Annotated in this window: 19 protein-coding genes; 13 read left to right on the top strand and 6 right to left on the bottom strand. The window is 73.0% G+C overall.

Translation table 11 applies throughout. The features are described 5' to 3' along the window. Positions 1-908, bottom strand: a 908-nt coding sequence (locus AB0N02_RS38485; protein WP_363957385.1) for a biotin carboxylase N-terminal domain-containing protein, incomplete at its 3' end; no start/stop codon positions are given. Between the two features lie 465 nt (positions 909-1,373). Between AB0N02_RS38485 and AB0N02_RS38480 the strand changes: the two genes are divergently transcribed. Beyond that, entirely contained in the window at positions 1,374-1,646 is a 273-nt protein-coding gene (locus AB0N02_RS38480) for a WXG100 family type VII secretion target (protein WP_184755698.1), read from the top strand. A gap of 317 nt (positions 1,647-1,963) precedes the next feature. Here AB0N02_RS38480 and AB0N02_RS38475 read toward each other — a convergent pair whose 3' ends face one another. Next, positions 1,964-6,619 carry an FtsK/SpoIIIE domain-containing protein gene (locus tag AB0N02_RS38475; protein ID WP_363957382.1) on the bottom strand — a complete coding sequence of 1,552 codons (4,656 nt, stop codon included), beginning with the start codon at positions 6,617-6,619 and terminating at the stop codon, positions 1,964-1,966. Between the two features lie 214 nt (positions 6,620-6,833). Then, entirely contained in the window at positions 6,834-7,028 is a 195-nt protein-coding gene (locus AB0N02_RS38470; protein ID WP_363957379.1) for a hypothetical protein, read from the bottom strand. Positions 7,029-7,361: 333 nt separating this feature from the next. Here AB0N02_RS38470 and AB0N02_RS38465 point away from each other — a divergent pair, with 333 nt between their 5' ends. The 12 genes from AB0N02_RS38465 (at position 7,362) to AB0N02_RS38410 (ending at position 18,327) form a co-directional block, all read left to right on the top strand. Continuing rightward, positions 7,362-8,063 carry a hypothetical protein gene (locus tag AB0N02_RS38465; RefSeq protein ID WP_363957376.1) on the top strand — a complete coding sequence of 234 codons (702 nt, stop codon included), beginning with the start codon at positions 7,362-7,364 and terminating at the stop codon, positions 8,061-8,063. 1 nt (position 8,064) lies between these two features. Beyond that, positions 8,065-8,820 (top strand): hypothetical protein, encoded by a 756-nt coding sequence (locus tag AB0N02_RS38460; RefSeq protein ID WP_363957373.1) that lies wholly within the window; start codon positions 8,065-8,067, stop codon positions 8,818-8,820. After that, positions 8,817-10,118, top strand: coding sequence for an ATPase, T2SS/T4P/T4SS family (locus AB0N02_RS38455; RefSeq protein WP_363957370.1), 1,302 nt, complete (start codon positions 8,817-8,819; stop codon positions 10,116-10,118). The genes AB0N02_RS38460 and AB0N02_RS38455 overlap by 4 nt, the downstream gene beginning before the upstream one ends. Further along, complete coding sequence (locus AB0N02_RS38450) at positions 10,115-11,005, top strand: type II secretion system F family protein (protein ID WP_363957367.1); 891 nt, start codon at positions 10,115-10,117, stop codon at positions 11,003-11,005. Before AB0N02_RS38455 ends, AB0N02_RS38450 begins: the two co-directional genes overlap by 4 nt. Beyond that, positions 10,995-11,933: a type II secretion system protein gene (locus AB0N02_RS38445; RefSeq protein ID WP_363957365.1), complete on the top strand. Its 939-nt coding sequence runs from the start codon at positions 10,995-10,997 to the stop codon at positions 11,931-11,933. The genes AB0N02_RS38450 and AB0N02_RS38445 overlap by 11 nt, the downstream gene beginning before the upstream one ends. Positions 11,934-11,935: 2 nt before the next feature. Continuing rightward, positions 11,936-12,202 carry a hypothetical protein gene (locus AB0N02_RS38440; RefSeq protein WP_363957362.1) on the top strand — a complete coding sequence of 89 codons (267 nt, stop codon included), beginning with the start codon at positions 11,936-11,938 and terminating at the stop codon, positions 12,200-12,202. Next, positions 12,186-12,632, top strand: coding sequence for a TadE family protein (locus AB0N02_RS38435; RefSeq protein ID WP_363957359.1), 447 nt, complete (start codon positions 12,186-12,188; stop codon positions 12,630-12,632). The genes AB0N02_RS38440 and AB0N02_RS38435 overlap by 17 nt, the downstream gene beginning before the upstream one ends. Then, a complete protein-coding gene (locus AB0N02_RS38430) occupies positions 12,629-13,066 on the top strand; it encodes a TadE/TadG family type IV pilus assembly protein (RefSeq protein ID WP_363957356.1) in 438 nt (145 codons plus the stop codon). Before AB0N02_RS38435 ends, AB0N02_RS38430 begins: the two co-directional genes overlap by 4 nt. A 95-nt stretch (positions 13,067-13,161) precedes the next feature. Continuing rightward, positions 13,162-13,593: a pilus assembly protein TadG-related protein gene (locus AB0N02_RS38425; RefSeq protein WP_363957353.1), complete on the top strand. Its 432-nt coding sequence runs from the start codon at positions 13,162-13,164 to the stop codon at positions 13,591-13,593. A gap of 224 nt (positions 13,594-13,817) precedes the next feature. After that, positions 13,818-16,703 (top strand): hypothetical protein, encoded by a 2,886-nt coding sequence (locus tag AB0N02_RS38420; protein WP_363957350.1) that lies wholly within the window; start codon positions 13,818-13,820, stop codon positions 16,701-16,703. Then, positions 16,700-17,422 (top strand): hypothetical protein, encoded by a 723-nt coding sequence (locus AB0N02_RS38415; RefSeq protein ID WP_363957347.1) that lies wholly within the window; start codon positions 16,700-16,702, stop codon positions 17,420-17,422. Before AB0N02_RS38420 ends, AB0N02_RS38415 begins: the two co-directional genes overlap by 4 nt. Beyond that, the gene (locus AB0N02_RS38410) at positions 17,419-18,327 is read left to right on the top strand and encodes a hypothetical protein (protein ID WP_363957344.1); all 909 of its coding nucleotides are present in this window, start codon (positions 17,419-17,421) and stop codon (positions 18,325-18,327) included. Before AB0N02_RS38415 ends, AB0N02_RS38410 begins: the two co-directional genes overlap by 4 nt. Before the next feature lie 138 nt (positions 18,328-18,465). Here AB0N02_RS38410 and AB0N02_RS38405 read toward each other — a convergent pair whose 3' ends face one another. From AB0N02_RS38405 to AB0N02_RS38395, 3 genes are all read right to left on the bottom strand, one after another. Then, positions 18,466-19,161 carry a methylated-DNA--[protein]-cysteine S-methyltransferase gene (locus tag AB0N02_RS38405; RefSeq protein WP_363957341.1) on the bottom strand — a complete coding sequence of 232 codons (696 nt, stop codon included), beginning with the start codon at positions 19,159-19,161 and terminating at the stop codon, positions 18,466-18,468. Next, positions 19,158-20,570 carry an AlkA N-terminal domain-containing protein gene (locus AB0N02_RS38400; protein ID WP_363957338.1) on the bottom strand — a complete coding sequence of 471 codons (1,413 nt, stop codon included), beginning with the start codon at positions 20,568-20,570 and terminating at the stop codon, positions 19,158-19,160. Before AB0N02_RS38400 ends, AB0N02_RS38405 begins: the two co-directional genes overlap by 4 nt. A gap of 89 nt (positions 20,571-20,659) precedes the next feature. Continuing rightward, positions 20,660-21,601 carry an NYN domain-containing protein gene (locus AB0N02_RS38395; protein ID WP_363957335.1) on the bottom strand — a complete coding sequence of 314 codons (942 nt, stop codon included), beginning with the start codon at positions 21,599-21,601 and terminating at the stop codon, positions 20,660-20,662. Between the last annotated feature and the right edge of the window lie 51 nt (positions 21,602-21,652).

Genomic DNA, 21,652 nt, shown 5'->3' with positions numbered 1-21,652 from the left:
CTGACCTCCTCACTGACCGGATGCTCCACCTGCAACCGGGTGTTGACCTCCAAAAACGAGATCGTCCCGTCCCGGCCGACCAGGAACTCACACGTGCCGGCCCCCACATACCCCGCCTCCCGCAAGATCGCCTTGGAGGAGGCGTACAGCGACTCCACCTGCCCGGCGGACAAAAACGGCGCCGGCGCCTCCTCCACCAGCTTCTGATGACGCCGCTGCAGCGAGCAGTCCCGGGTGGAGACCACCACCACCCCGCCGTGCGCGTCGGCCAGGCACTGGGTCTCCACATGCCGCGGCCGGTCCAGGTACCGCTCCACGAAACACTCGCCCCGCCCGAAGGCCGCCACCGCCTCACGCACCGCGCTGTCGAACAGCTCGGGGATCTCCTCCAGGGTGCGGGCCACCTTCAACCCCCGCCCGCCCCCGCCGTAGGCGGCCTTGATCGCGATCGGCAGGCCGTGCTCGGCGGCGAAGGCCACCACCTGCCCGGCCCCGGCCACCGGCTCGGCGGTCCCGGCCACCAGCGGCGCCCCCACCTTCTGCGCGATGTGACGGGCCCGCACTTTGTCACCCAGCGCCACGATCGCCGCCGGCGGCGGCCCGATCCAGGTCAGCCCCGCATCGATCACCGCCTGCGCGAAGCCGGCGTTCTCGGCCAGGAACCCGTACCCCGGATGCACCGCGTCCGCCCCGCTGGCCGCGGCCACCGCCAAAAGCCTGGCGATGTCGAGGTAGGTCTCGGCCGGGCTCCGCCCGCCAAGCGCATGGGCCTCATCGGCCATCTGCACGTGCAGGGCGTCCAGGTCCTGCTCGGCGTAGACCGCCACACTGGCCAGCCCGGCGTCCCTACAGGCACGAGCGATCCGCACGGCGATCTCACCACGATTGGCGATCAAGACCTTCTGCACCGGCGTTGTCCCTTCATCATGCGTGAAACGGGGGCTGGCGGGCCTTCAACGGAGTGTAAGCATCACCCGATCCCGCGAAAGTGCGGGGTCCTGCCTGCCAGGATCGTGATCCTGCGCGTCGGGTTCCCGCCCGCCGAAACGGGAATCCCGAGCCTCCGTTCCTACCTGCCGGGATCGGGACCTCGACCGCCGGGGCCCGCCGTGGGGAGGTATTCCCGCCCCCCCGGGACAGGCATCGCCGATGCCGGTTCCCTCACCCGTCACCACAATCTTCCGCGTCCTGCCCGCTTCCCGCATCTCCCTTCCTGCGTCGCGAGAAGTCACGACGAAAAAGGAACGGTGACCGGTCCACGCGTATGGAAAGATCCATAACCGCTCGGCATAATCCGGGTAGCGCTGTGATCCACTCGCCTATCGTGATTTCGTTTGGTGAGCCCCCTGACACCGATCCGTAAGGAGACTGGCATGAGCCAGAACTTGCTTGGCGGCAACCCCGCGGAAATGCAGCAGATGGCCACCCAGTTCACCCAGCAGGCCGACCAGGTGCGAGCCACCATGGCCGCTCTCGACCGGGAGGCCGCAAAGGTCGGTACGGCCTGGACCGGCCCCGGTGCCCAGCGTTTCACCGAGGCCTGGCAGAACTACCGGGCCGCGTTCCAGCGTATGTCCGAGGAGCTCGCCGAGGCGTCCCGCGTCATCAACACCTACCGCGGCAACATCGAGTCCGCCACGCGCTGACCCCGTCCGCCAAAGCGCCGTTTCGGTTCCTGGACGCCGAAGCGGCGTTTTGGCAATCGTTCAGGTCCCCTTTTCCCGTGGCGCGGGACCACCCGGAAAACCGCGGCGCCGCGGAGTGGCGCCCGGGAAAGGCGCCCGGGAGGCAACCCGGCAGTGACCAGAGCGGCTGAAGTGACCAAAGCGGCCAAAGCGGCTGAAGTGGTCAAAGCGGCTGAAGTGGTCAAAGCGGCCAAAGCGGCTGAAGTGGTCAAAGCGGCCGAAGTGGTCAAAAGGCATCCGGCGGTCTCCGGAGGAGATGGCCCGCCGGTGCCCGGAGGTCACCCCGGCAGTGCCGTCTGGACGGGGGTGACCGAGCCCAGGGTGACCAGCAGGCCCCGTCCCGGAGGGCCGCCCACCGCGCCCCGGGGCAGGCGGATCGTGAACAGGTCGCCGTCGGCGGGGCTCTGCACCGACAGCAGCAGGCCGGTGCGCGCCTTGCGGGCCTCGGCGGCGAAGCCCCGGTAGGCGGTGGTCAGGTCGCCGGTGGTGCCACCCGCGATGAGGCCGTGCTCGCTGTCGCGTCCCGTGCGCAGTACCTGCTCCAGGGCCATGCCGAGGGGCGAGTCGGCGGAGATCAGCTCGGCGTCGTCGACGATCACCACGTATCGTTCGTGTCCCGCGACCGCCTCATCCAGGTTGCCGTTGGCGTCGAGTACGGCAAGCACCCCCGTCGCGTCGACCAGGGTGCTGAGCGGGCTGCGGCGGGGGGTGACCAGGACGACCGGCGTGCCGCGGGCCAGCAGGGAGTGGGCGGCGGTCAGCAGCGCCGAGGAACGTCCCGACCGGGACGGGCCCGCGACGATCGCGCCGGGGCCGTGGGCGAGCAGGTCGACGCCGAGCGGGGTGAGCGAGTCGCCTCCGACGCCGAACAGCGCCCACAGGGGAGACGGGGCCTCGAAGGAGGGCGCCAGCTCCAGCGCCTGGGCCGCGGTGATCCGCATCGGCAGCGCGTCGACCCGCAGCGGCGGCTCGCCGCCCCAGATCCATCCGCCGGCCTCCGCCGCCGCACCGGAGCCCGATCCCACGCCGGACCCCGTCCCCCTGCCGTATCCCGCCGCCTGGCCGGCCGCGAAACGGGCGGGCATCTCGCGGGCGAGCGACTGGAGCGTGGCGACCTGGGCGGGTCCCGAGGGGTCCTCGCAGAGCAGCGCGATCTGGCTCTCGACGACGCCGTGCTCGCCGGTGGACAGCGCGCGGCCCGGGGCCATCGCGGTCGGCAGGTCCTTGACGGGCAGCCCGGCCAGGCCGTAGTCGGCAGGGTCGGCCAGGCGCAGGATCAGCCGGTCGTCGAAGACCGTGGAGATCTGCCCGATCAGCGCGGACCTGTCGCCGGTCACCACGGCGCGCAGCCCGACCGCGGGGCCCTCCCGGAGCAACTGCATGACCGCCTCGACCAGGCGCCCGTAGTCGTAGCCCTCGAAGGCGGCGACGAACCCCTCCCACCGGTCGAGCATCAGCACCAGCCACGGCAGCCGCTGCCCGGTGCCGGAAGCGCGCAGCTCGGCCAGCGACGCGTACCCGGCCTCGGCCAGCAGCTGCTGGCGCCGCCCGATCTCGGCGCGCAGCCGGGTCAGCAGCCGTTCGACCCGGTCGAGCTGGTCGCGGGTCACCACCGCGCCGCAGTGGGGCATGGCCATCAGCGGCAGCAGCGCCCCCGACCCGCAGTCGATCGCGTGCACGTGCACGTCCTCGGGGGAGGCTCCCGCCGCGATCGCCCCGGCCAGCGTGCGCAGCGCGGTCGACCGGCCGCTGCGGGGCGCGCCCGCCAGGAGCAGGTGCCCGCCGCGGGCCAGGTCCAGCGCCAGCGGCCTGCGGTCCTGCGCCCACGGCAGGTCGGTCGTCCCGAACGCCAGCGGCGGCACCTCCTGGATCCCCGGCCGGTACGGCGGCGCGTCCCCCACCCCGCCCGACAGTCCCGGGGCCACCAGGAGGTCGTCGAGCGGCGGCAGCCAGGGGCTGGGCTGACGTGGGATCCCGGTGACGCGGGCGGCCTCGACCAGGGCGTCGACGAGCACGGACATGTCGGTGACGGCGGAGTTCTCCGGGAGCGCCTCCGGCGGGGCCAGCGGCTGCCCGAGGGCGCGCCAGCCCACGTCCGTCACCCGCGTCCTGACGTCGCTCTGACCTCCCGGGGCCCGCCCGCCGATCCTGGCGGTCTGTACGGCCGCCGCCGCGCCCACACCCGACTTCACGTAACACCGGCCCGGGGTGGACTTGGAGATGTGCGAGGCGTCGGGCCTGCCGATGACGTCGGTGGACTCGGAGGCCTCGGTGACCCGCAGCGCGATGCGCAGTGAGGTGTTGGCCTGGATGTCGGCGGTCACCACGCCGCCGGGCCGCTGGGTGGCGAGGATCAGGTGGATGCCGAGCGAACGGCCCCGCCTGGCGATGTCCACCAGGCCGGTCATGAAGTCGGGCAGCTCGCTGACCATGGCCGCGAACTCGTCGATCACCAGCACCAGCCGGGGCAGCGCCTGCAGCGGCTCGGCCCGCCCGCGCAGCTGCCTGACCGAGGAGCCGCCCCCGGCCACGAGCAGGTCGCGTGAGGCACGGGCCCGTTGCGCGTCGCGGAAGTCGTGGTAGTCCTCGATGTCCTTGGCCCCGGCGGCCAGCAGCAGGCGTTCGCGGCGGCGGATCTCGGCGGCCAGGGAGGCCAGGGCCCGCTGGGTCAGGTGGCCGTCCAGGTCGCTGACCATGCCGACCGTGTGCGGGAGCCGTACGCACTCCTTGAAGGCGGCCCCGCCCTTGTAGTCGATCAGCACGAACGTCATCTCGTCGGGCCGGTTGACCGCGGCGAGCGAGCAGATCAGGGTCTGCAGCAGCTCGGACTTGCCCGCGCCGGTGGTGCCCGCGATGAGCGCGTGCGGCCCGTCGAGGCGCAGGTCGACGGAGAACGGCCCGTCGGGACCGGCTCCGATCAGCGCACCGGTCGCCCGGCCCCAGCGTTCGGCCAGGGCCGAGCCCGAGACCGAGGGCAGGTCGAGCAGGTCGAGCAGCCGCGCCGAGCCGGGCAGGGCGAGGGCGGCGTCGTCGCGGCTGACGTCGCGCACGGGGGCCAGGGAGCGGGCGAGCCGGTCGCACCACGAGGCCGAGACCTGGTCGGCCAGGATCTCGCCGAGTCCTTCGAGGCCGCCGCCGCGCAGCCGTACGGTGCCGTCCTCGGCGACGTCGGCGACGGTGGCGCACTCCTCGGGCAGCAGCCGCTGGTCGTCGTCGATGGCCAGGGTGTAGACGCCGGCCCTGGGGCCCTGGCGCAGGACCTGCGGCATGCCGGGCAGCGCGCGCAGGATCTGGGCGCCGTCCAGGACGACCAGCACGTCGTGGGGGCGTTCGTCGTAGACCGGGCTCTGGTCGCCCTGGCCGGAGCCGCCGCCCAGGTCGCCCCAGCCCGACGGGATGCGGGAGAGCTTGGCCGACGAGCCCTCCTCCTCGCCCTGGCGTCCGTCGATCAGCGCGGTCAGCTCGCTCACCCGGCGGGCCGCGGCCTCCGGGTCGGCGCCGACCAGCGCCACGCAGTCCTCGCCGCCGCGCGGGGCGCAGTGCGGCAGCCAGCGCACCCAGTTCCAGCGCTCGTCTCCGTCGCGGTGCGCCGACAGCACCACGATGGCCAGGTCGCGGGGGCTGTGCAGGGCGGCGGCCTGGCCGACCAGCCACCGGGCCAGTCCCGCGGTCATCGGCCTCGGCCCGGTCAGCCCGGCGACGCCCAGGCGGCGCATGGCGAAGGCGACCGGCACCGCGTGGCAGGTCGGCGGGTCGGGGAGCGGGGTGTCGGCCGGGGCGGAGCGTTCCGGGGCGAACTCCAGGGCGGCGGGCAGGTCGGCGAGGCCGACCCGCAGCCGGAGCGCGTCGGGGTCGTGGTCGCGGCGCTCCCACAGCCGCCGCCGGGGGCCGGTCGCGGTGAGCAGCACCTCGGCGGGGTCGGGCGCGGCGCCGCGGCGCTCGGCCTCGTCGTCGGCGCGGGCCTGCTCGACGTCGGCCTCGAAGACCTTCATCCGCTCCTTGTACTGCTTCATCTGCTGGCGGTACTTCTTGCGGCCGTGCCGCCGGTCGCTCCACCACTGGCCGATCATGATCAGCGGTGTCATCAGCGCCATCAGCAGGAAGTACCAGATGTGGAGCGTCCAGGCCATGACGATGCCGAGCGCGGCGGGCAGGAACGCGGTCAGCAGTTGCAGCCGCATGGTCTCGGCGCGTTTCGGCTCGGCCGGGACCTCGAACCGCCTGGGGTTCGCCGGCGGGCGGAGCCGGGGCGGCCGGTTGTAGGCGAGGCCGCCGTCGGGCTGGGCGTCGAGGTGGGCGTCGGGGGGCTCGACGGCCTTGAGGGTCAGCACGCTCGCACCGCAGGTCAGCACCGCGTGCTCGGGCCACGGCACCGCGCCGTCCAGTGGCTCGCGGTCCAGTCTCGGCGCGGTCCCGCTCCCGGCGCCGGTCCCCGCTCCCGCCTCCACGGTGATGGCCTCGGGGGTGAGCCGAACCACGGCCGCCTCGCCGGGCAGCGCGGGGTCGGCGACGGCGACCGCGCAGGCGGGGTCGGAGCCGACGGTGTGGACCCCGAGGCTGAGCCGGTGCACGGATCCTGCGGCGGGGCCGCCGACCACCCGGATCTCCACGATGCCGCCGGGTTCCTCGGAGACGGTGGCCGCGGCCAGGTCCCGGTCGAGGGTGATGAGGTCGCCGTCACGGAGCAGGCCGAGCGTGGTCGCGGCGGGGTCGAGGGGGCGGCCGTCCAGCCAGAGGGCCGGGGGTTCGGCGTCCGCGTCGCGGCCCAGCCCGTACGGTGCCTTGCTGCGCGTCAGCCGTACCACGTTGCTGGGCCGCTCACCGCCCTGCCCGGCGAGAGCCTCGGCGAGCCGCGCCACCGTGGTCGTCTCGTCGCCCTCGACCACCACGTCGCGGTCGGCGTGCTGGTTGAGCACGGTGAGCATGATGCGCATCGACGCTCTCCTCGGGTCGGAACCCCGGTCCACGGTACAGAGTGGCGCTCGCCTCGCAGGGGCGTTTTGCGGCAATGCCGTCGCTCGTGGATGGGTATGTGGAAAACGTGGCAGCCTGTGGAAAACTGTCGGAGATGCCGAGTGGTTATGCCGTTTTAAATGGGCATTCGCCGCTTCGAAGCTCCGGGGAATGCCGCGCGGGGCTGTGGAAAACTCAGGCGAACGCCGTGGCGGCGCGCTCGGCCCCGTATCCGACTTCGTGTCCGATTCTGCGTCCGGTTTCGTGCCCGGTTTCGCGGCCTGCCGTGCCGTGGCGCGGGCGGGCGATCCGCGGGTGTCCGGCCGCCGGGGTAAAGAAGACCTGAACGGATTCCGAACTCGGCGTGCCGCGTCTGAACCAGTTGACCATGGCGTAAGGATGGCACATTTTGAACGGGTTCAGGCGATGGAAGGCGCGCGGCCTTCGGGTCGCGGGCCGAAGGCCGCGGGACTTTCCCCCTGAATGACGACGGTAAACGTAGGGGGCGGATCATACACGAGCTAATAGGTGGCTTATCACCCAATAAGCTATCTGTCACCTCACCAAACCGCCAGGTTCCACCGGATCGGCGTTGACAGACCTGTTCCTATCAAACGAGCATGGGACCTGGATTTTGTCCACGAGTTCACCGGTGCGGTGCGCATAATGACGTAAATTCAAGCAGTAGTCCCATTTGTGATCGCTCTGGGAGTCCCCCTGCCCATGAGGACCAGTGAGAAGCCGGCCGGCCGCGGCCAGGTGAACGCCGAACGGCCAGGCCAGCAGGCAGGCCTTTCCGGCCCGGCGTCGCGCAAGCTCCCCGTGTCCCCGCGTGAGCGCAAACCCGCGCTCGCGGCCCTCGCCCTGCTGCTCATCCTGGGCGGCGCGCTCGCCACCACCCTCCTGGTCCTGCGCAGCGGCGACAGGGTCTCCGCGATCGTGATCACCAAGCAGATCGGCGCGGGCCAGCGGATGCTCACGACCTCCATGCGGGAGGTCCAGGTCGCCGGCACCGACCTCGGCTACGTGCCGTGGGCCCAGCGCGACCAGGTCGCGCAGAACTTCGCCCGCGTCACCCTCCTGCCGGGCACCCTGCTGACCCGCGACATGGTCGTCTCCACCAGCAGCGAGCTCGGCCCGGGCAAGGCCATCGTCGGCCTGGCGCTCAAGCCGGGCCAGATGCCCATCACCCTGGACGAGGGCGACCGGGTCCAGGTGATCTACGTGCCCGGCCGGGGCGACGGGGCGACCGCGCAGAGCCGGGTCCTGTCACAGAGCGCGCTCGTCCACCGGTTCGTCCCCAACAGCAGAGGCGGCCCGAGCGGCCAGGTGGCGATCATCGTGGACGTCAAGGACGCCCCCGCGATCAGCACCTACTCCTCCAGCGGCGAGGTCGCCGTGGTCGAGCTGCCCGGGGCGCGCTGACATGGCGCTCATCGTGCTGGCCGCCGACAAGGGCGCGCCCGGTGTCACCACGGCGGCCACCGCGCTGGGCGCGATCTGGCCGCGCGCGGTGCTGCTGGCCGAGTGCGACCCCGCGGGAGGGGACCTCGCCTACCGTCTCCCCGCCGCCGACGGGGGAGTGCTCAACCCCGCCCGGGGGCTGCTCACCCTGGGCGCGACCGCCCGCCGCGGCCTGCAGCCCGAGCAGATCTACGAACACACCCAGCGGATCGTCGGCGGCCTCGACGTGCTGGCCGGGCTGACCCACGGCGAGCAGGCCGCCGGGCTGACCTGGCTCTGGGGCCCGCTCGGCCGTACCCTGGCCGCGCTGCCCCACGCCGACGTGCTGGCCGACTGCGGCCGCCTGGGCGGCCACCCCGAGATGGCCGAGCTGGTGGCCGAGGCCGCGCTGGTCGTGCTGTTCACCAGGGCCAGCCTGGACCACGTCGCCCACCTGAGGGAACGCCTGCAGGTGCTGCCCCGCTCCTCGCAGGTCGCGGTGGTGGTGATCGCCGACCCCCGGCAGTACCGCACGACGATCGACGAGGTCCGCCGGATCGTCTTCGCGACCGGCAGGGAGGTCGCCTTCGTGACCGGGATCGCGCACGACCCCAAGGGCGCCGAACTGCTGCGCGGCCAGTGGGGCGGACGCCTCGACCGCTCCCTGCTGATCCGTACCGCCCGCGAGCTGGCGGGCCGCCTGGTCGCCCAGGTCCGCGCCCCGGAGCCGGCCCTATGAGCGTCGACCACACCCTGGTGAAGCGCTTCCGGCAGGAGGTCGGCGACCGGCTGGCCCACCAGCGGCGTCTCGACCAGGCCAGCGGCCTGGCCCCGATGAGCGGTGAGGACGAGCGCCAGTTCGCCCGCGCGCTGATCGCGCAGGTGCTGGAGGAGTTCGCGCGCGGCGAGATCGGCGTCGGCCGCACCCCGCCGAGCGCCGAGGAGGAGGAGGCGCTCGCCGCGGGCATCCACGCCGCGCTGTTCGGCGTCGGCCGCCTGCAGCCGCTGCTGGACGACCCCGACGTCGAGAACATCGACATCAACGGCTGCGACCGGGTCTTCGTCGGCTACGCCGACGGCCAGGAGCTCATGCGCGAGCCGGTCGCCGACTCCGACGAGGAGCTCGTCGAGCTGATCCAGATCCTCGCCGCCTACAGCGGCCTGTCCAGCAGGCCCTTCGACACCGCCAACCCCCAGCTCGACCTGCGCCTGCCGGACGGTTCCCGGCTCTCGGCGGTGATGGACGTGACGATCCGCCCCGCCGTCTCCATCCGCCGCTCCCGCCTCGGCAAGGTCTTCCTCAGCGACCTGGTGGGAAACGGCACCCTCACCTCCGAGCTGGGCCGTTTCCTGTCGGCCGCCGTCGCGGCCCGCAAGAACATCATGATCGCCGGCTCCACCAACGCCGGGAAGACGACCCTGCTGCGCGCGCTGGCCAACGAGATCCCGCCCTCCGAACGCCTGATCACCGTGGAACGCGCGCTGGAGCTCGGCCTCGACCAGTTCTCCGAGCTCCACCCCAACGTGGTCGCCTTCGAGCAGAGGCTGCCCAACTCCGAGGGCCAGGGCGAGATCTCCATGGCCGAGCTCGTCCGCCGCTCGCTGCGCATGAACCCGTCCCGGGTGATCGTCGGAGAGGTCCTCGGCGACGAGATCGTCACCATGCTCAACGCGATGACGCAGGGCAACGACGGCTCGCTGTCCACCATCCACGCCAACTCCTCGATGGAGGTCTTCAACCGTATCGCCACCTACGCCCTCCAGGCCGCCGAGCGCCTGCCGATCGAGGCGACCCACATGCTCATCGCGGGCGCGATCGACTTCGTGGTCTTCATCGAGAAGCGCAACGAGTACGCCAGGGGCGGCACGCTGCGCCGCTTCGTGTCGAGCGTGCGCGAGGTGGCCGGCGTCGACGGCAGGGTGCTCTCCTCGGAGGTGTTCGCCCTCGGGCCGGAGGGCAAGGTCCTGCCGAACGCCCCCCTGTCCTGCATGGAGGAGCTGGCCTACTACGGCTACGACCCCGGGGGGTGGGGATGATCGGCATTCCCCCCGGGCTGCTCGACCCCCTGGTCATGCTCGCGGGCGCGGCGATCGGCGCCGGGCTGTTCCTGCTCGGCGTCTCCCTCTACGGCGTGACCCCCAGGCCCGCCACCCCCGGCAAAAAGGCGGGACGGCGGGAGCTCGTCCGCGCCCTGTCGACCCGCTCGGCGGCAGGCGCCATCGCGGGGGTCCTCGTGCTCGTGGTGACCGGGTGGCCGGTGATGGCGGTGGGGGCCGTACTGCTCGCGCTGGGATGGCGGGGCCTGTCCGGCGGCGCGGCCGAGGAACGCACGGCGATGCGGCGCCTGGAGGGACTGGCCGCCTGGACCGAGTCGCTCCGCGACACCATCGCCGGAGCCGCGGGCCTGGAACAGGCGATCCCGTCCTCGGTCCGGGCCGCGGCGCCGATGCTCCGCCCGCACCTGCTCTCGCTGGTCGACCGCCTGCACACCCGGATGCCGCTGCCCGACGCGCTCAGGATCTTCGCCGACGAACTCGACGACCCCTCGGCCGACCTGGTCGTGGCCGCGCTCATCCTCAACTCCAAGCTGCGCGGCCCCGGCCTGCGCGACGTGCTCGGCGCGCTGGCCGTCTCGGCCCGTGAGGAGCTCGACATGCGCCGCCGCGTCGAGGCCGAGCGCCGCTCGACCCGGCGGAGCGTGCAGATCGTGGTCGGCACGGCCATCGCCTTCGCCGTCGCGCTGGTCGTGTTCAACCCCTCCTACGTCGCCGAGTACGACAACACCCTCGGCCAGGCCGTGCTCGTCGTGGTCGCCGGGTTCTTCGGCGCCGGTTTCGCCTGGATGCGCCGCCTGGCCCGCTTCGACAAGCCCGCCAGGCTGCTGGGCCTGCCGTCGGGAGGCGAGGTGCGCGATGCAGACTAACGCCCTGATCGCCGGAGGCGTGCTCGGGCTGGGCCTGTTCCTGCTGGTCAGAGCGCTCTTCCCGGCCCGCCCCGGGCTGGTGACCCGGCTTCTGGCGCTCGACGCGGCCAGGGAGGGCACCGAGGCCCCGCGCGCCCGGCTCCTGCTGCCCGACGAGGAGGTCAGCGCACTCCGGCGTGGTCTGGGCGTACGGCTGGCACGCCTGTACGCCGCCAGAGGCTGGGAGGCCCGCTCGGCCAAGGCCGACCTGGCCCTGCTCGGCAGGTCCTTCGAGGGCTTCCTGGCGACCAAGGCGCTGCTGGCCGTCTCCGGGCTGCTGGCCTTCCCGCTGCTGCTCGGCTGGCTGGTGCTGATGGAGTGGGGTGTCTCGCTCACGGTCCCGCTGTGGGCCGCCCTCGCCGTCTCCGGGGTCTTCTTCGTCCTGCCCGACCTGCAGGTCAAGCGGGACGCCGCGCGGATGCGCCGCGACTTCCGGCACGTCGTCGGCGCCTTCCTGGACCTGGTGGCGATGAACCTGGCGGGCGGGCGCGGCGTGCCCGAGGCGCTGATGATGGCGGTCTCCGTCGGCAGCCCCGGCGCCGACGACGAGGGCGTCAACTGGGCGATGACCCGCATCCGTGAGGCGCTGGGAAACGCCAGGATCGTCGGCATCACCCCCTGGCAGGCCCTCGGGCAGCTCGGCGACGAGATCAACGTCGACGAGCTGCGCGACCTGTCCGCGGCGCTCGGGCTGGTCGCCGACGACGGCGCCAAGGTGCGCTCGTCGCTGACCGCCCGTGCCGCGACCCTGCGGCGGCGCGAGCTCGCCGAGATCGAGGGACAGGCGGGCGAGCGTTCCCAGTCGATGCTCGTCGCCCAGCTCCTGCTCTGCGCCGGCTTCGTGATCTTCCTCAGTTTTCCGGCCGCTATGAAGATGTTGGGGTCCTGACCATGCTGAGCCATCCGTGGATCGTCTACGCGACGACCTTCCTGAGCGTACGGATCGACAGGGCGCGCAACGCTCCGAGCAGGGGCGCCTCCGCCGTCGAGTGGGTCATCATCACCGCCATCATCGCCGGGGTCGCCCTCGGTCTCGCCACCCTCATCAAGAGCCTGGTCGAGGGCAGACAGGCCGAGATCTCCGACCAGTTCGGCGGCGGGGGCGGCGGCACCGGCGGTGGTAACGGCGGAGGTGGCCCGGGTGGCGGCAACGGCTGAGGCGCGCGTGCGCGCCACCCGGCCTCGCGACCGTGAGCGGGGCGCGGCCGTCATCGAGCTGGCGATGATCATGCCGGTGGTGCTGGCCGTCGTCCTGCTCGTCGTGCAGTTCGCCCTGTGGTTCCACGGCCGCCAGGTGGCCGACGCCGCCGCGCGGGAGGGGTCACGGCTCGCCCGGATCGACAGCGACTCCTGGCAGCAGGACGCCACCTCCAAGGCCGAGGACGTGCTCAAGGCCATCGGCCCCAAGCTTCTCGACGGCGCGACGGTGAAGACCTGGGAGGAGGGCGGCCTGCGGGGCGTCGAGATCACCGCGACCGCGGTCCAGGTCGTCCCCCTGCTGCCGTCGACGACCTTCACCATCACCTCGCGTTTCGGCGGTCCCGTCGAGTGCTTCCGCCCCGACGACGGCAGTGAGGGATGCCAGTGACCCTCCGGTCTCCCCACCGGCGCGTACGGCGCGGCACGCGCCGGCGCGGCGGCGACCGCGGGTCGCTGTCGGCCGAGACGGTGCTGCTGGCGCCGGTCTTCCTGCTGTTCCTGCTGTTCCTGGTCGGCGCGGGACGGGTGGTCGAGGCCCAGGGCGAGGTCAACGGCGCCGCCAGGGACGCCGCCAGGGCCGCCTCCGTCGAGCGCACCCGCCCCGACGCCGAGAACGCCGCCCAGGAGGCCGCCAAGGCCGCGCTGTCGGGCGAGTGCGAGCCCGAGGTCAGCCTGGACGTCAACGACTGGGGGGCGGGCGGCCGGGTGAAGGCGACGGTGACCTGCTCACTCGACCTCGACTTCCTCGGGTTCGGCGCCGCCAAGGAGATGAAGGGCGACTCGGTGGCCCCCCTGGAACAGTTCCGGAGGGTGGAGGAATGACCCTTCCCCGCGAGGCCGGGACCTCCCGTGGTCCGGCCGGGCCGCCCGTGACGGACCCCGCCGCCGGAAGAGCGCCGAGGGGCAGACGGAGCCGGATGCCCGGGACCGGGCGGGACCGGGGGTCGATGTCGGTCTTCACCGTGATCTTCTCGGTGGTGGTCTTCATGCTGGCTGGGCTGCTCGTCGACGGCGGGGCCGCCATCAACGCCAGGCTGCGGGCCGCCGACATCGCCGAGCAGGCGGCCAGGGCCGCCGCCGACCAGATCGACGTCGAGCACCTGCGCGCCACCGGCCAGGCCCAGCTGCTGGACGACGGCACCGTGTGCGCCAAGGCCGAGGAGATGGTCTCGGCCTACTCCGGCGCGGAGGTCCGGCTCGGGGAGTGCACGGTCGGCGCGGGCCAGGCCGAGGTCACGGTACGGGTCTCCGTCGCGTGGAAGGCGTTCTTCCTCGCCGCGCTGGGCTTTCCCGGCTCCGAGATGGAGGCCGCGGCCACCGCGGGCCCGGACATGGGAGACGACGCCTGATGGCGGGTACGGCGGACGCGACAGGCGTAACGGGCACGACAGGTGCGGCGGATGAGACGGATGTGACGGATACGGCGGATCCCGTCGGACACGTCCCGGACCGGAGACCGTGAACCGCCGACCCGGACCACGCACGGACCAGGCTCGGACCGGCCCAGACCAATTGCCGTGAACCACTGGCCGAGCGGACCAAGGATGACGAACCTAGACGAGGAAGGAGACGCATGCCCACGCGACAGCCCATGCGCATAAAGCCGAAACGGACGGCGGGCGATCTGGTCGCCGGCCTCGGCGCGCTGGTCGTGCTCGTCGCGCTGATCGGCGGGGTCCCCTACGCGCTGCTCCGGCTGGCCGGGCCGCCGCTCTCTCCCGAGCTGCTCAACCTGAACCTGCTGACCAGCCAGGTCGGCACGAGCACCGTCATCGCGATCCTCGTGCTGCTGGTCTGGCTCGCCTGGCTGCAGCTGACCGTCTGCGTGATCGTCGAGATCTACGCGGGGCTGCGCAGGGTCGGCATGCCGGCCAGGGTCCCGCTGTCCGGCGGTACCCAGGCGCTGGCCAACCGGCTGGTCTCGGCCGTCCTGCTGCTGTTCACCGTCTCGGCGGTGGTCGTGCCGATCGCGAGGTCCTCCGCCCCGCCGGTCGCCCGCCCGGCCACCGCCGCGGCCGCGATGGCGACCCCGATCGTCGAGGAACGGGCCCCGCTGGTGCCGGTCGCGAAGGCCAAGAAGGTCTACGTGGTGCAGCCGCCGCACGGACGTCACCACGAGAGCCTGTGGGAGATCGCGGAGAAGTGTCTCGGCGACGGGCGGCGCTATCCGGAGATCTACCGCCTCAACCAGCACAAGGAACAGCCCGACGGCAGCCGCCTGCACATGGCCGACCTGATCAGGCCCGGCTGGGTGCTGGACATGCCGGACGACGCGAGGAACGTGCACATCGTCCCGGCCTCCGAGCCCCGCGACGAGATCCTGAAGGACCATCCGGGCAAGCCCTCCGATCTCGACGGCCACACCCAGACCTTCACCCCGGGCCGCGCGGACCTGCCCGACGAGTCGCGCCCCGACGTCGCCCTCCCCCCGGACACCTCGGTCCGGACCGACGACAGCTCGCGGCACAGGGCCGGAACCCGTGAGGAGTCCGGCCAGGTCTCCCGGAACCCGCGGGGCGAGGCGGCCGACGGCGCCAAGCGCGACCCGTACGGCACGGCCGGACGCGACACCGAGCAGCGCGGCACCGAGCGGAACGCCGGCCAGGAGCCGGGGCAGGAGTCGGGGCAGGAGTCGGGGCTCGTGCTGCTCGACTACCTGGCGGGCGCCTCGCTGGCGGCCGCGGGCCTGCTGGCGGCCCTCGGGCGCAGGCGCAGGCAGCAGCTGTGGCACCGGGCGTTCGGACGCAGGATCGCCCGGCCGCGGGACGACGCGGCCCAGGCGGAGGTCGCGCTCAGACTCGGCGCCGACGCCCCGGGCAGCCGGATGCTGGACATCGGGCTGCGCCTGCTCGGCAGGTCCCTGGCGGAGCGGAAGCGCGTGCCGCCCACGATCTACGCCGCGCACCTGTCCGCGCAGAGCCTCGACCTGTGGATCCATCCTCCGGACCCCGACGCCCCCGAGCCCTGGACGGCGCACGACGGCGGCCAGGTCTGGCGGCTGCCCGCGCACGAGGGCAGGATGCTCGACGAGCGGGCGCTGTCGGAGGCGCCCGCGCCGTACCCCGGCCTGGTCTCGGTGGGGTCCAACGGCGAGGGGCGCGTGCTCGTCGACCTGGAGGCGGCGCACGGGCTCATCAGCCTCAAGGGGCCCCAGACCACGGCGGCGCTCGCCGCGCTCGCCGTGGAACTGGCCACCAACCGCTGGTCGGACCGGATGACCCTGACGCTCGTCGGGTTCGGCGAGGAGCTGACCGTGATCGCCCCCGACCGGATCAGGCACGTGGGCGGCCTCGAGGAGATCCTGCCCGAGCTGGAGGCCAGGGCCGACGAGCGCGGTCACGGCGGCGAGGTGCTGACGGGACGGATCCACGGGCGTGCCGCCGACCCGATCTGGCCGCCGCACTACGTGCTGTCGGCGGTCACGCCGAGCGCCGAGGAGGGGCGCCGCCTGGCGGTGCTCGCCAGGAAGGGCACCCGGACCGCCGCCGGATACGTCGTGGCCGGTGACGTCCCGCACGCCACCTGGAACTGGGAGATCTCCGAGGACGGCAAGGCCACCCTCGACGCGCTCGGCTTCGAGGTGGACGCCCAGCTCCTGCCCCGCCGCCACTACCGGGCCCTGATCGACCTGTTCCACACGGCCGAGCGGCTCGACGGGGAGGCGGTGACCGACCGGCCCGAGCCGGTCCCGCAGACGCCCTCGATCGAGGTACGGATCCTCGGTCCCGCCGAGATCTCCGGGCCGGAGCCGATGGAGGAGGGGCGGGCCGCGCTGGCCGTCGAGCTCCTCGTCTACCTGGCCACCCACCCGGGCGGCGTCCACCCGGTCGTGCTCGGCGGCATCCTCTGGCCACGCGGTGTGCAGGCGGCGGTCAGGGACGCGACCATCGCCAGGGTCGTGGCGTGGCTGGGCACCGACAGCGCCGGACGCCCCAACCTCCACGCCGACGAGTCGGGCAGGTTCCGCCTCGGCCCCGAGGTGCGGACGGACTGGATGGTCTTCAGGGACCTGGTCCGCCGCTCCCACACGGACTCGGCCGTGCACGCCGTGCTTCTCGAGCGGGCCCTGAACCTGGTGCGAGGCCCGCTGCTGGCCGCCCGCCCGCGCGGCCGCTACGCCTGGCTGGCCGCCGACGACCTGGAGTACGACGTGGCCGCCGCCGTCGCGGACGCCGCCCACCGGCTCTGCGAGATACGGCTGGCGGAGGGGGACGCCGGGCAGGCCGTCGCCGCGGTCCGCTCCGGGCTGCTGCTGGCCGCCGACGACGAGGGACTCTGGCGCGACCTGCTGCGGGCCACGCACCTCACCGGTGATCCGGCCAGGCTGCGGACCGTGGTCGAGGCCCTGCACAGGCGGGCCGCCGCCCAGCCGGGCGGCGGCGGGATGGCCCCGGAGACCGAGGCCCTGATCGACGAGCTGCTGCCCTCGTGGCGGATGCGCTCGGCCCCGTCGGCATGAGCGGCACGCGCGCCGGGACGGCCCTGGCCCTGGCCCTCCTCACCGCCGGACTCACCGCCGGGCTCGCGGGCTGCTCCACGCCGCCCGAGCGCCCGTTCGTCCCCGGCGACCTGGCCGCGGACCCGTCGAACCGGGCGGCCCCACCGGACCGGACGGATCCGCCGGACCGGGAGGGCCGCGCGGACCCGTCGGCTCCCCCGGGGGACGCCGGCGCGTCCACGCCGAGGACGGAGACGGTCGAGGTCGCGCCCGGCGTGCGGCTGGAGGTCGAGTGGCCCGCGTCGCCCGCCCCGGACACCGCCGCGATGATCGGCGTCTTCCGCGACCACCTGGCCGGGACGTTCAGGGCCGTCGTCACCGGCGGCCGGGACGTCGGCTACCTCGACACCGTCGAGGGCGAGGCGGTCGGGGACGCGAACGCGTGGGTGCAGGAGTTCCTGGAGCAGCGGCGGTCGGTACGGGGCACCGCCCGGCTGTACGCGCTGAACGTCAGCTCGGCCGACGGCCCGGGAGCGCAGCTGGACGCGTGCCTCGACGAGTCCGGGATGCGCCTGCTCGACTCGGCGACGGGTGAGCCGGTCCCCAGACAGCCCGTGTGGACCCGTGAGCCCTTCCTGCAGGCCGCGGGGATGCGCCGGGGCGACAACGGGGTCTGGCGGGTCACGCTGCTCAGAAACGCCGAACTGCCCAGTGAACGTGCGAAGGGATGTCTTCGATGATCGGAAAAGTGATCGTTGCGGGACTGCTGACGCTCGCCTCCGTCGATCCGGGAGGGACGTCGGGCCAGGGTTTCCAGGAGGGAAGGACGGCCGGGGTGATCCTGAAGGACTCCCAGATCGTCATCACCGGGACCGGCCTCAGCGGCAGGAGCGACGGCTACCGTGTCAGGCGGCCGTGCTGGTACGAGCCCGGCAAGAACGCCGCCGACATGCTGAAGGAACAGCAGAACTCCAAGCCCACGTGGATCCCCGAGCTCGAATGGCGCAGGCACCTCGACTCCCTCAAGCAGTTCGAGGAGAAGGTCGGCCAGGAGGGGCGCTGGTGGACGCGGGGATACAACGCGGCCGACCCCAACGCGCTGTCCTGCCTGGCGGGGCTGCAGCCCTTCGTGTTCGTGCCGCCCAACACGACCCCGCCCTCCGGGATCACGACCCGTGAGCTCGCCGACATCGCCAGGGCCGCGCTGACCGTGCCCGAGCCGAAGATCAAGCTCAATCCGGACGTCAAGAGCTACGTCAACCTGCCGACCTGGGTCTGGCTGGACGACGTGGGGCAGACCACCAGGTCGGTGACCGCGACGCTCCCCGGGGTCATGAGCGCGACCGTGACGGCCACGCTCGGGGACCTGAAGATCAAGTCGGGCACCACCGCCGACCGGGCCGAGGTCAAGGAGAACTGCGGCCCGGGGGGCAAGCCGTACGCCAAGGGGGCCGGGTTCGTCTGCGGCGTGCGTTACCTGCGCGCCTCCGCCGACCAGACGCGCGACGTCTACACGATGACCGTCACCTCGGTCTGGACCGTGGCGGTGAACGTGGCGGACGTCGCCTACGACCCGATCCAGGCGAGCGCCACCCGCGACGTCCCGGTGGGGGAGGTACAGAGCACCGTCCGCGGAGACGACTAGTCCGGCGACCGCTCGCCTTCACCGTGTTCGTGACCGTCCGCTCGCCGTACCGGCGCCGGGGAGCTCTCCGGAGGTGCCGGGGAGCTCTCCGGAGGTGGACCGGAGGGGCCGGGGAGACGTTCGCTTCCCTCCGTGCTGTCAGAGCAGGGTGGTCTGGGGGATGGCCTTCTCGTGGACGAGCAGCCACCGTTTGACCGGGGTGCCGTAGTAGTAGCCGCCGAAGCCGCCGCCGGAGGGCAGGATGCGGTGGCACGGGACGAACGGCGCGATCAGGTTCTGCGCGCACGCGCCCCCGGCCGCCCTGGCCGCCGTCCTCGGCAGCCCCGCCCGCTCGGCCAGCTCGGCGTAGCTGATCGTGACGCCCGGTGGGACCTCGCGCAGCGCCTTGAGCAGCCGCTGCCGCTTCGGCGTGCCCGGCTGGGTCAGCTCGACCTCGTCGAGGGCCTTGAGGTCGCCGTCCAGATAGTCCCGTACGGCCCGCGCCGGGTGCCCCAGGTCGTCGACCGGGACCAGGCCGAGGGCCTGGAGGTGGGACGGCAGCCGGACGAACATCTCCCGGGGGTCGGCGGTGAAGCCGGCGGCGACGATGACCCCCTCGTGGGCGAGCAGCGCCAGCGGGCCGGTGGGTGTGGGCAGGACCTGCGCTTCCACGGGGGCGCCCCGGCCCTGCGCGGTGCGGGTCCCGGTGCGGGGCTCGGTGTGGGGTTCGGTGAGGGTCCCGGTGGGGGGTCCGGCGTGGGACTCCGTGAGGGGCCCGGTGCGGGTCCCGGTGTGGGACTCCGTGAGGGGCCCGGTGCGGGTCCCGGTGTGGATCTCGGATCTTGCGTCGGTCATTCGGAGCTCCAAAGGTGCAGCGCGGCGTAGGCCCGCCAGGGCCGCCACCGCTCGATGTGGTCGTCGGGAATGCCCAGGCACGCCATGACCCGCCGCAGTCCGAGGTCCCCCTCGGGCCAGGCGTCGGGGTCGCGCAGCGCCCTGAGCGCGATGTAGCTCGCCGTCCACGGGCCGATGCCCGGGACCTCCAGCAGCCGGGTCACGGTGTGCGACGGCTCCTGCGCGCCGTCCAGGTCGATGTCACCGTCGGCGACCCCGCGGGCGAGCGCCCGGAGCGTCGTGACCCGCCGTCCGGTCAGCCCCAGCCCGTCGAGGTCGGCCTCCAGCAGCTCCCCGGCGGTGGGGAACAGGTGGCTCAGCCCCTCGCCGCCGGTCGGGCGACCGGCCCTGGCGGTGATCCTGCCCAGGATCGTACGGGCGCCCGCGACGGAGATCTGCTGGCCGACCACGGCGCGGACGGCCACCTCGAACCCGTCCCAGGCACCGGGCACCCGCAGCCCGGGCCGGGCGGCGACGAGCGGCGCGAGGGAGGTCTCCCCGAACGCGACGGCGATGGAATCGGGGTCGGCGTCGAGATCGAGCAGGCGGCGGCAGCGGGCGACGACGCGGGCCAGGTGGCGGGTGTCGTCGAGGTTCACCTCCAGCCGGACGTGACCGGGCACGGGGGTGAGGGCGATCGTCCCGCCGGGGACGGCGCGGCGGTAGGTCGTCTCGCCGACCTCCTCCAGCCCGGGGATCGCCCGGGAGCGCAGGAAGCGCAGCAGCGTCACCGAGTCGTACGGCTCGCGCCGGTGCAGCCGCAGCGTCAGCGAGCCGTCGGCCACCGTCCCGCCCGCCCTGCCCGCCGTGGCCCGCAGCTCGCCCGGGGTGAAGCCGTACGTCTCCTTCATGGTCGCGTTGAACTGCCGCACGCTCCCGAACCCCGACGCGAACGCCACGTCGGTGATCGACAGCGCGGTCTCGGTCAGCAGCTGCTTGGCCAGCAGCAGCCGTTTGGTCCTGGCCACGGCCAGCGGCCCGACGCCGATCTCGGCGGTGAACAGCCGGTGCAGGTGCCGTTCGGTGATGTGCAGGCGCCCGGCCAGCCTCGGGATCCCGCCGTCGTCGGCGACGCCCTCGTCGATCAGCCGCAGGGCCCGGCCGATCAGGTCGCCGCGGTGGTTCCAGCCGGGGTCCCCGGGGCTGAGCTCGGGGCGGCACCGTTTGCACGGCCGGAATCCGGCCGCCTCGGCGGCGGCGGCGTGACGGTAGAAGCGCACGTTCCGTGAGGCGGGCGTGCGGGCCGGGCAGATGGGCCTGCAGTAGATGTGGGTCGAGGTGACCGCGGTGTAGAACCGCCCGTCGAACCGGGCGTCCCGGGCGGTCACCGCGCGATAACATGAGTCGAAGTCAAGTTCTACGGCGGACACGTGAACAACGATATTCGCAGCACAGACGGTACGACTGGCGGGAATCGGACCTGAACGTCATCCGGTCGCTCACCCTCGGGGGGCGTCCCTCACTTGGAGGAGACGCCGACCCCGATCTCGAACTCGCGGTAGACGCGGGCCCAGAAGCCGTCGCGCAGCCAGACCCTGGCCTCGGGGTAGGGGCGCAACGAGTGGCCCAGTTCCTTCTCGGCCTCGATCAGCAGCTCGGTGTCGATCACCGTGGGCAGGATCGGGCCGGGAAGCAGGTCGCGGATGTTGTCGCGGCCCCGGGTGAGGATCCACTTCTGGGCCACGTGCTCGCCGACCTCCTCGACCCGGGGGCGGCTCGGGCCGAGCTTGGTGACCTGGCCGACAGGGGCCTTCGGTTTGGCCACGGCGGGAGTACGGCCGGCGAAGACCTGCGCGGGAGAGGGCGTGGCCGGGGCGACCGGGACGGGGACGGGCGCGCGGCTGAAGTAGGACCGGAGGAAGTCGGCACTGATGATCTCGACGGTGTCGGACTCCCAGACGAGGCGCTCGGCCTGGTTGGTGCCGTACGGCGGTTCGACGCCCCACAGGTGGATGCGCACGCCGTAGGCCTGGGCGGCCTCGACGGCGGGGACCATGTCCTCGTCCCCGGCCAGCAGGATCGTGTCGCTGACCGCGTGGTGCCTGGCCAGCGCCTCCAGGTCGCTCCTGATCTGCGCGTCCACGCCCTTCTGCTGCCCTCGCGCGTTGAGGTTGCCCAGGCGGACCTTGACCCAGGGGAGCTGGGCGATGACGCGCTGGTCCACGGTCGGCACCCGGTCGCGGGCGGCGTCGTACCAGTAGATCCGCAGCAACTCGCCGTGGATGCGGGCCTCGGCGTGTTTCTGGAGTGCCTGGATGAGTTCGTCGGCCGCGACGCGGTACTCCTTGCGCTCCTTGGCGCCGAGAAGCACCTCTCCCGCCGCCGCGTAGAGGTAACCGACGTCCACCAGGACGGCGTACTTCGCGGCGACGGGATGGGATGTGAGGTCCAGGATGGTCATGTCGTCCTCCAGGCCTCGGAACTCACTGATCGGGCTGACTATATGCGCCCA

It is taken from the genome of Streptosporangium sp. NPDC051022 (genome assembly GCF_040683035.1).
GTDB lineage: Bacteria > Actinomycetota > Actinomycetes > Streptosporangiales > Streptosporangiaceae > Streptosporangium.
Note: the sequence above shows the minus strand (reverse complement) of the source record. Positions and strands in the feature narration are given on the sequence as shown.

Excerpts from the sequence above, each read along its gene's own strand:
- AB0N02_RS38480 (WP_184755698.1), top strand. The coding sequence starts at position 1,374 with ATGAGCCAGAACTTGCTTGGCGGCAACCCCGCGGAAATGCAGCAGATG.
- AB0N02_RS38475 (WP_363957382.1), bottom strand. The coding sequence starts at position 6,619 with ATGCGCATCATGCTCACCGTGCTCAACCAGCACGCCGACCGCGACGTG.
- AB0N02_RS38470 (WP_363957379.1), bottom strand. The coding sequence starts at position 7,028 with ATGGTCAACTGGTTCAGACGCGGCACGCCGAGTTCGGAATCCGTTCAG.
- AB0N02_RS38465 (WP_363957376.1), top strand. The coding sequence starts at position 7,362 with ATGAGGACCAGTGAGAAGCCGGCCGGCCGCGGCCAGGTGAACGCCGAA.
- AB0N02_RS38460 (WP_363957373.1), top strand. The coding sequence starts at position 8,065 with ATGGCGCTCATCGTGCTGGCCGCCGACAAGGGCGCGCCCGGTGTCACC.
- AB0N02_RS38455 (WP_363957370.1), top strand. The coding sequence starts at position 8,817 with ATGAGCGTCGACCACACCCTGGTGAAGCGCTTCCGGCAGGAGGTCGGC.
- AB0N02_RS38450 (WP_363957367.1), top strand. The coding sequence starts at position 10,115 with ATGATCGGCATTCCCCCCGGGCTGCTCGACCCCCTGGTCATGCTCGCG.
- AB0N02_RS38445 (WP_363957365.1), top strand. The coding sequence starts at position 10,995 with ATGCAGACTAACGCCCTGATCGCCGGAGGCGTGCTCGGGCTGGGCCTG.
- AB0N02_RS38440 (WP_363957362.1), top strand. The coding sequence starts at position 11,936 with ATGCTGAGCCATCCGTGGATCGTCTACGCGACGACCTTCCTGAGCGTA.
- AB0N02_RS38425 (WP_363957353.1), top strand. The coding sequence starts at position 13,162 with ATGCCCGGGACCGGGCGGGACCGGGGGTCGATGTCGGTCTTCACCGTG.
- AB0N02_RS38420 (WP_363957350.1), top strand. The coding sequence starts at position 13,818 with ATGCCCACGCGACAGCCCATGCGCATAAAGCCGAAACGGACGGCGGGC.
- AB0N02_RS38415 (WP_363957347.1), top strand. The coding sequence starts at position 16,700 with ATGAGCGGCACGCGCGCCGGGACGGCCCTGGCCCTGGCCCTCCTCACC.
- AB0N02_RS38410 (WP_363957344.1), top strand. The coding sequence starts at position 17,419 with ATGATCGGAAAAGTGATCGTTGCGGGACTGCTGACGCTCGCCTCCGTC.
- AB0N02_RS38405 (WP_363957341.1), bottom strand. The coding sequence starts at position 19,161 with ATGACCGACGCAAGATCCGAGATCCACACCGGGACCCGCACCGGGCCC.
- AB0N02_RS38395 (WP_363957335.1), bottom strand. The coding sequence starts at position 21,601 with ATGACCATCCTGGACCTCACATCCCATCCCGTCGCCGCGAAGTACGCC.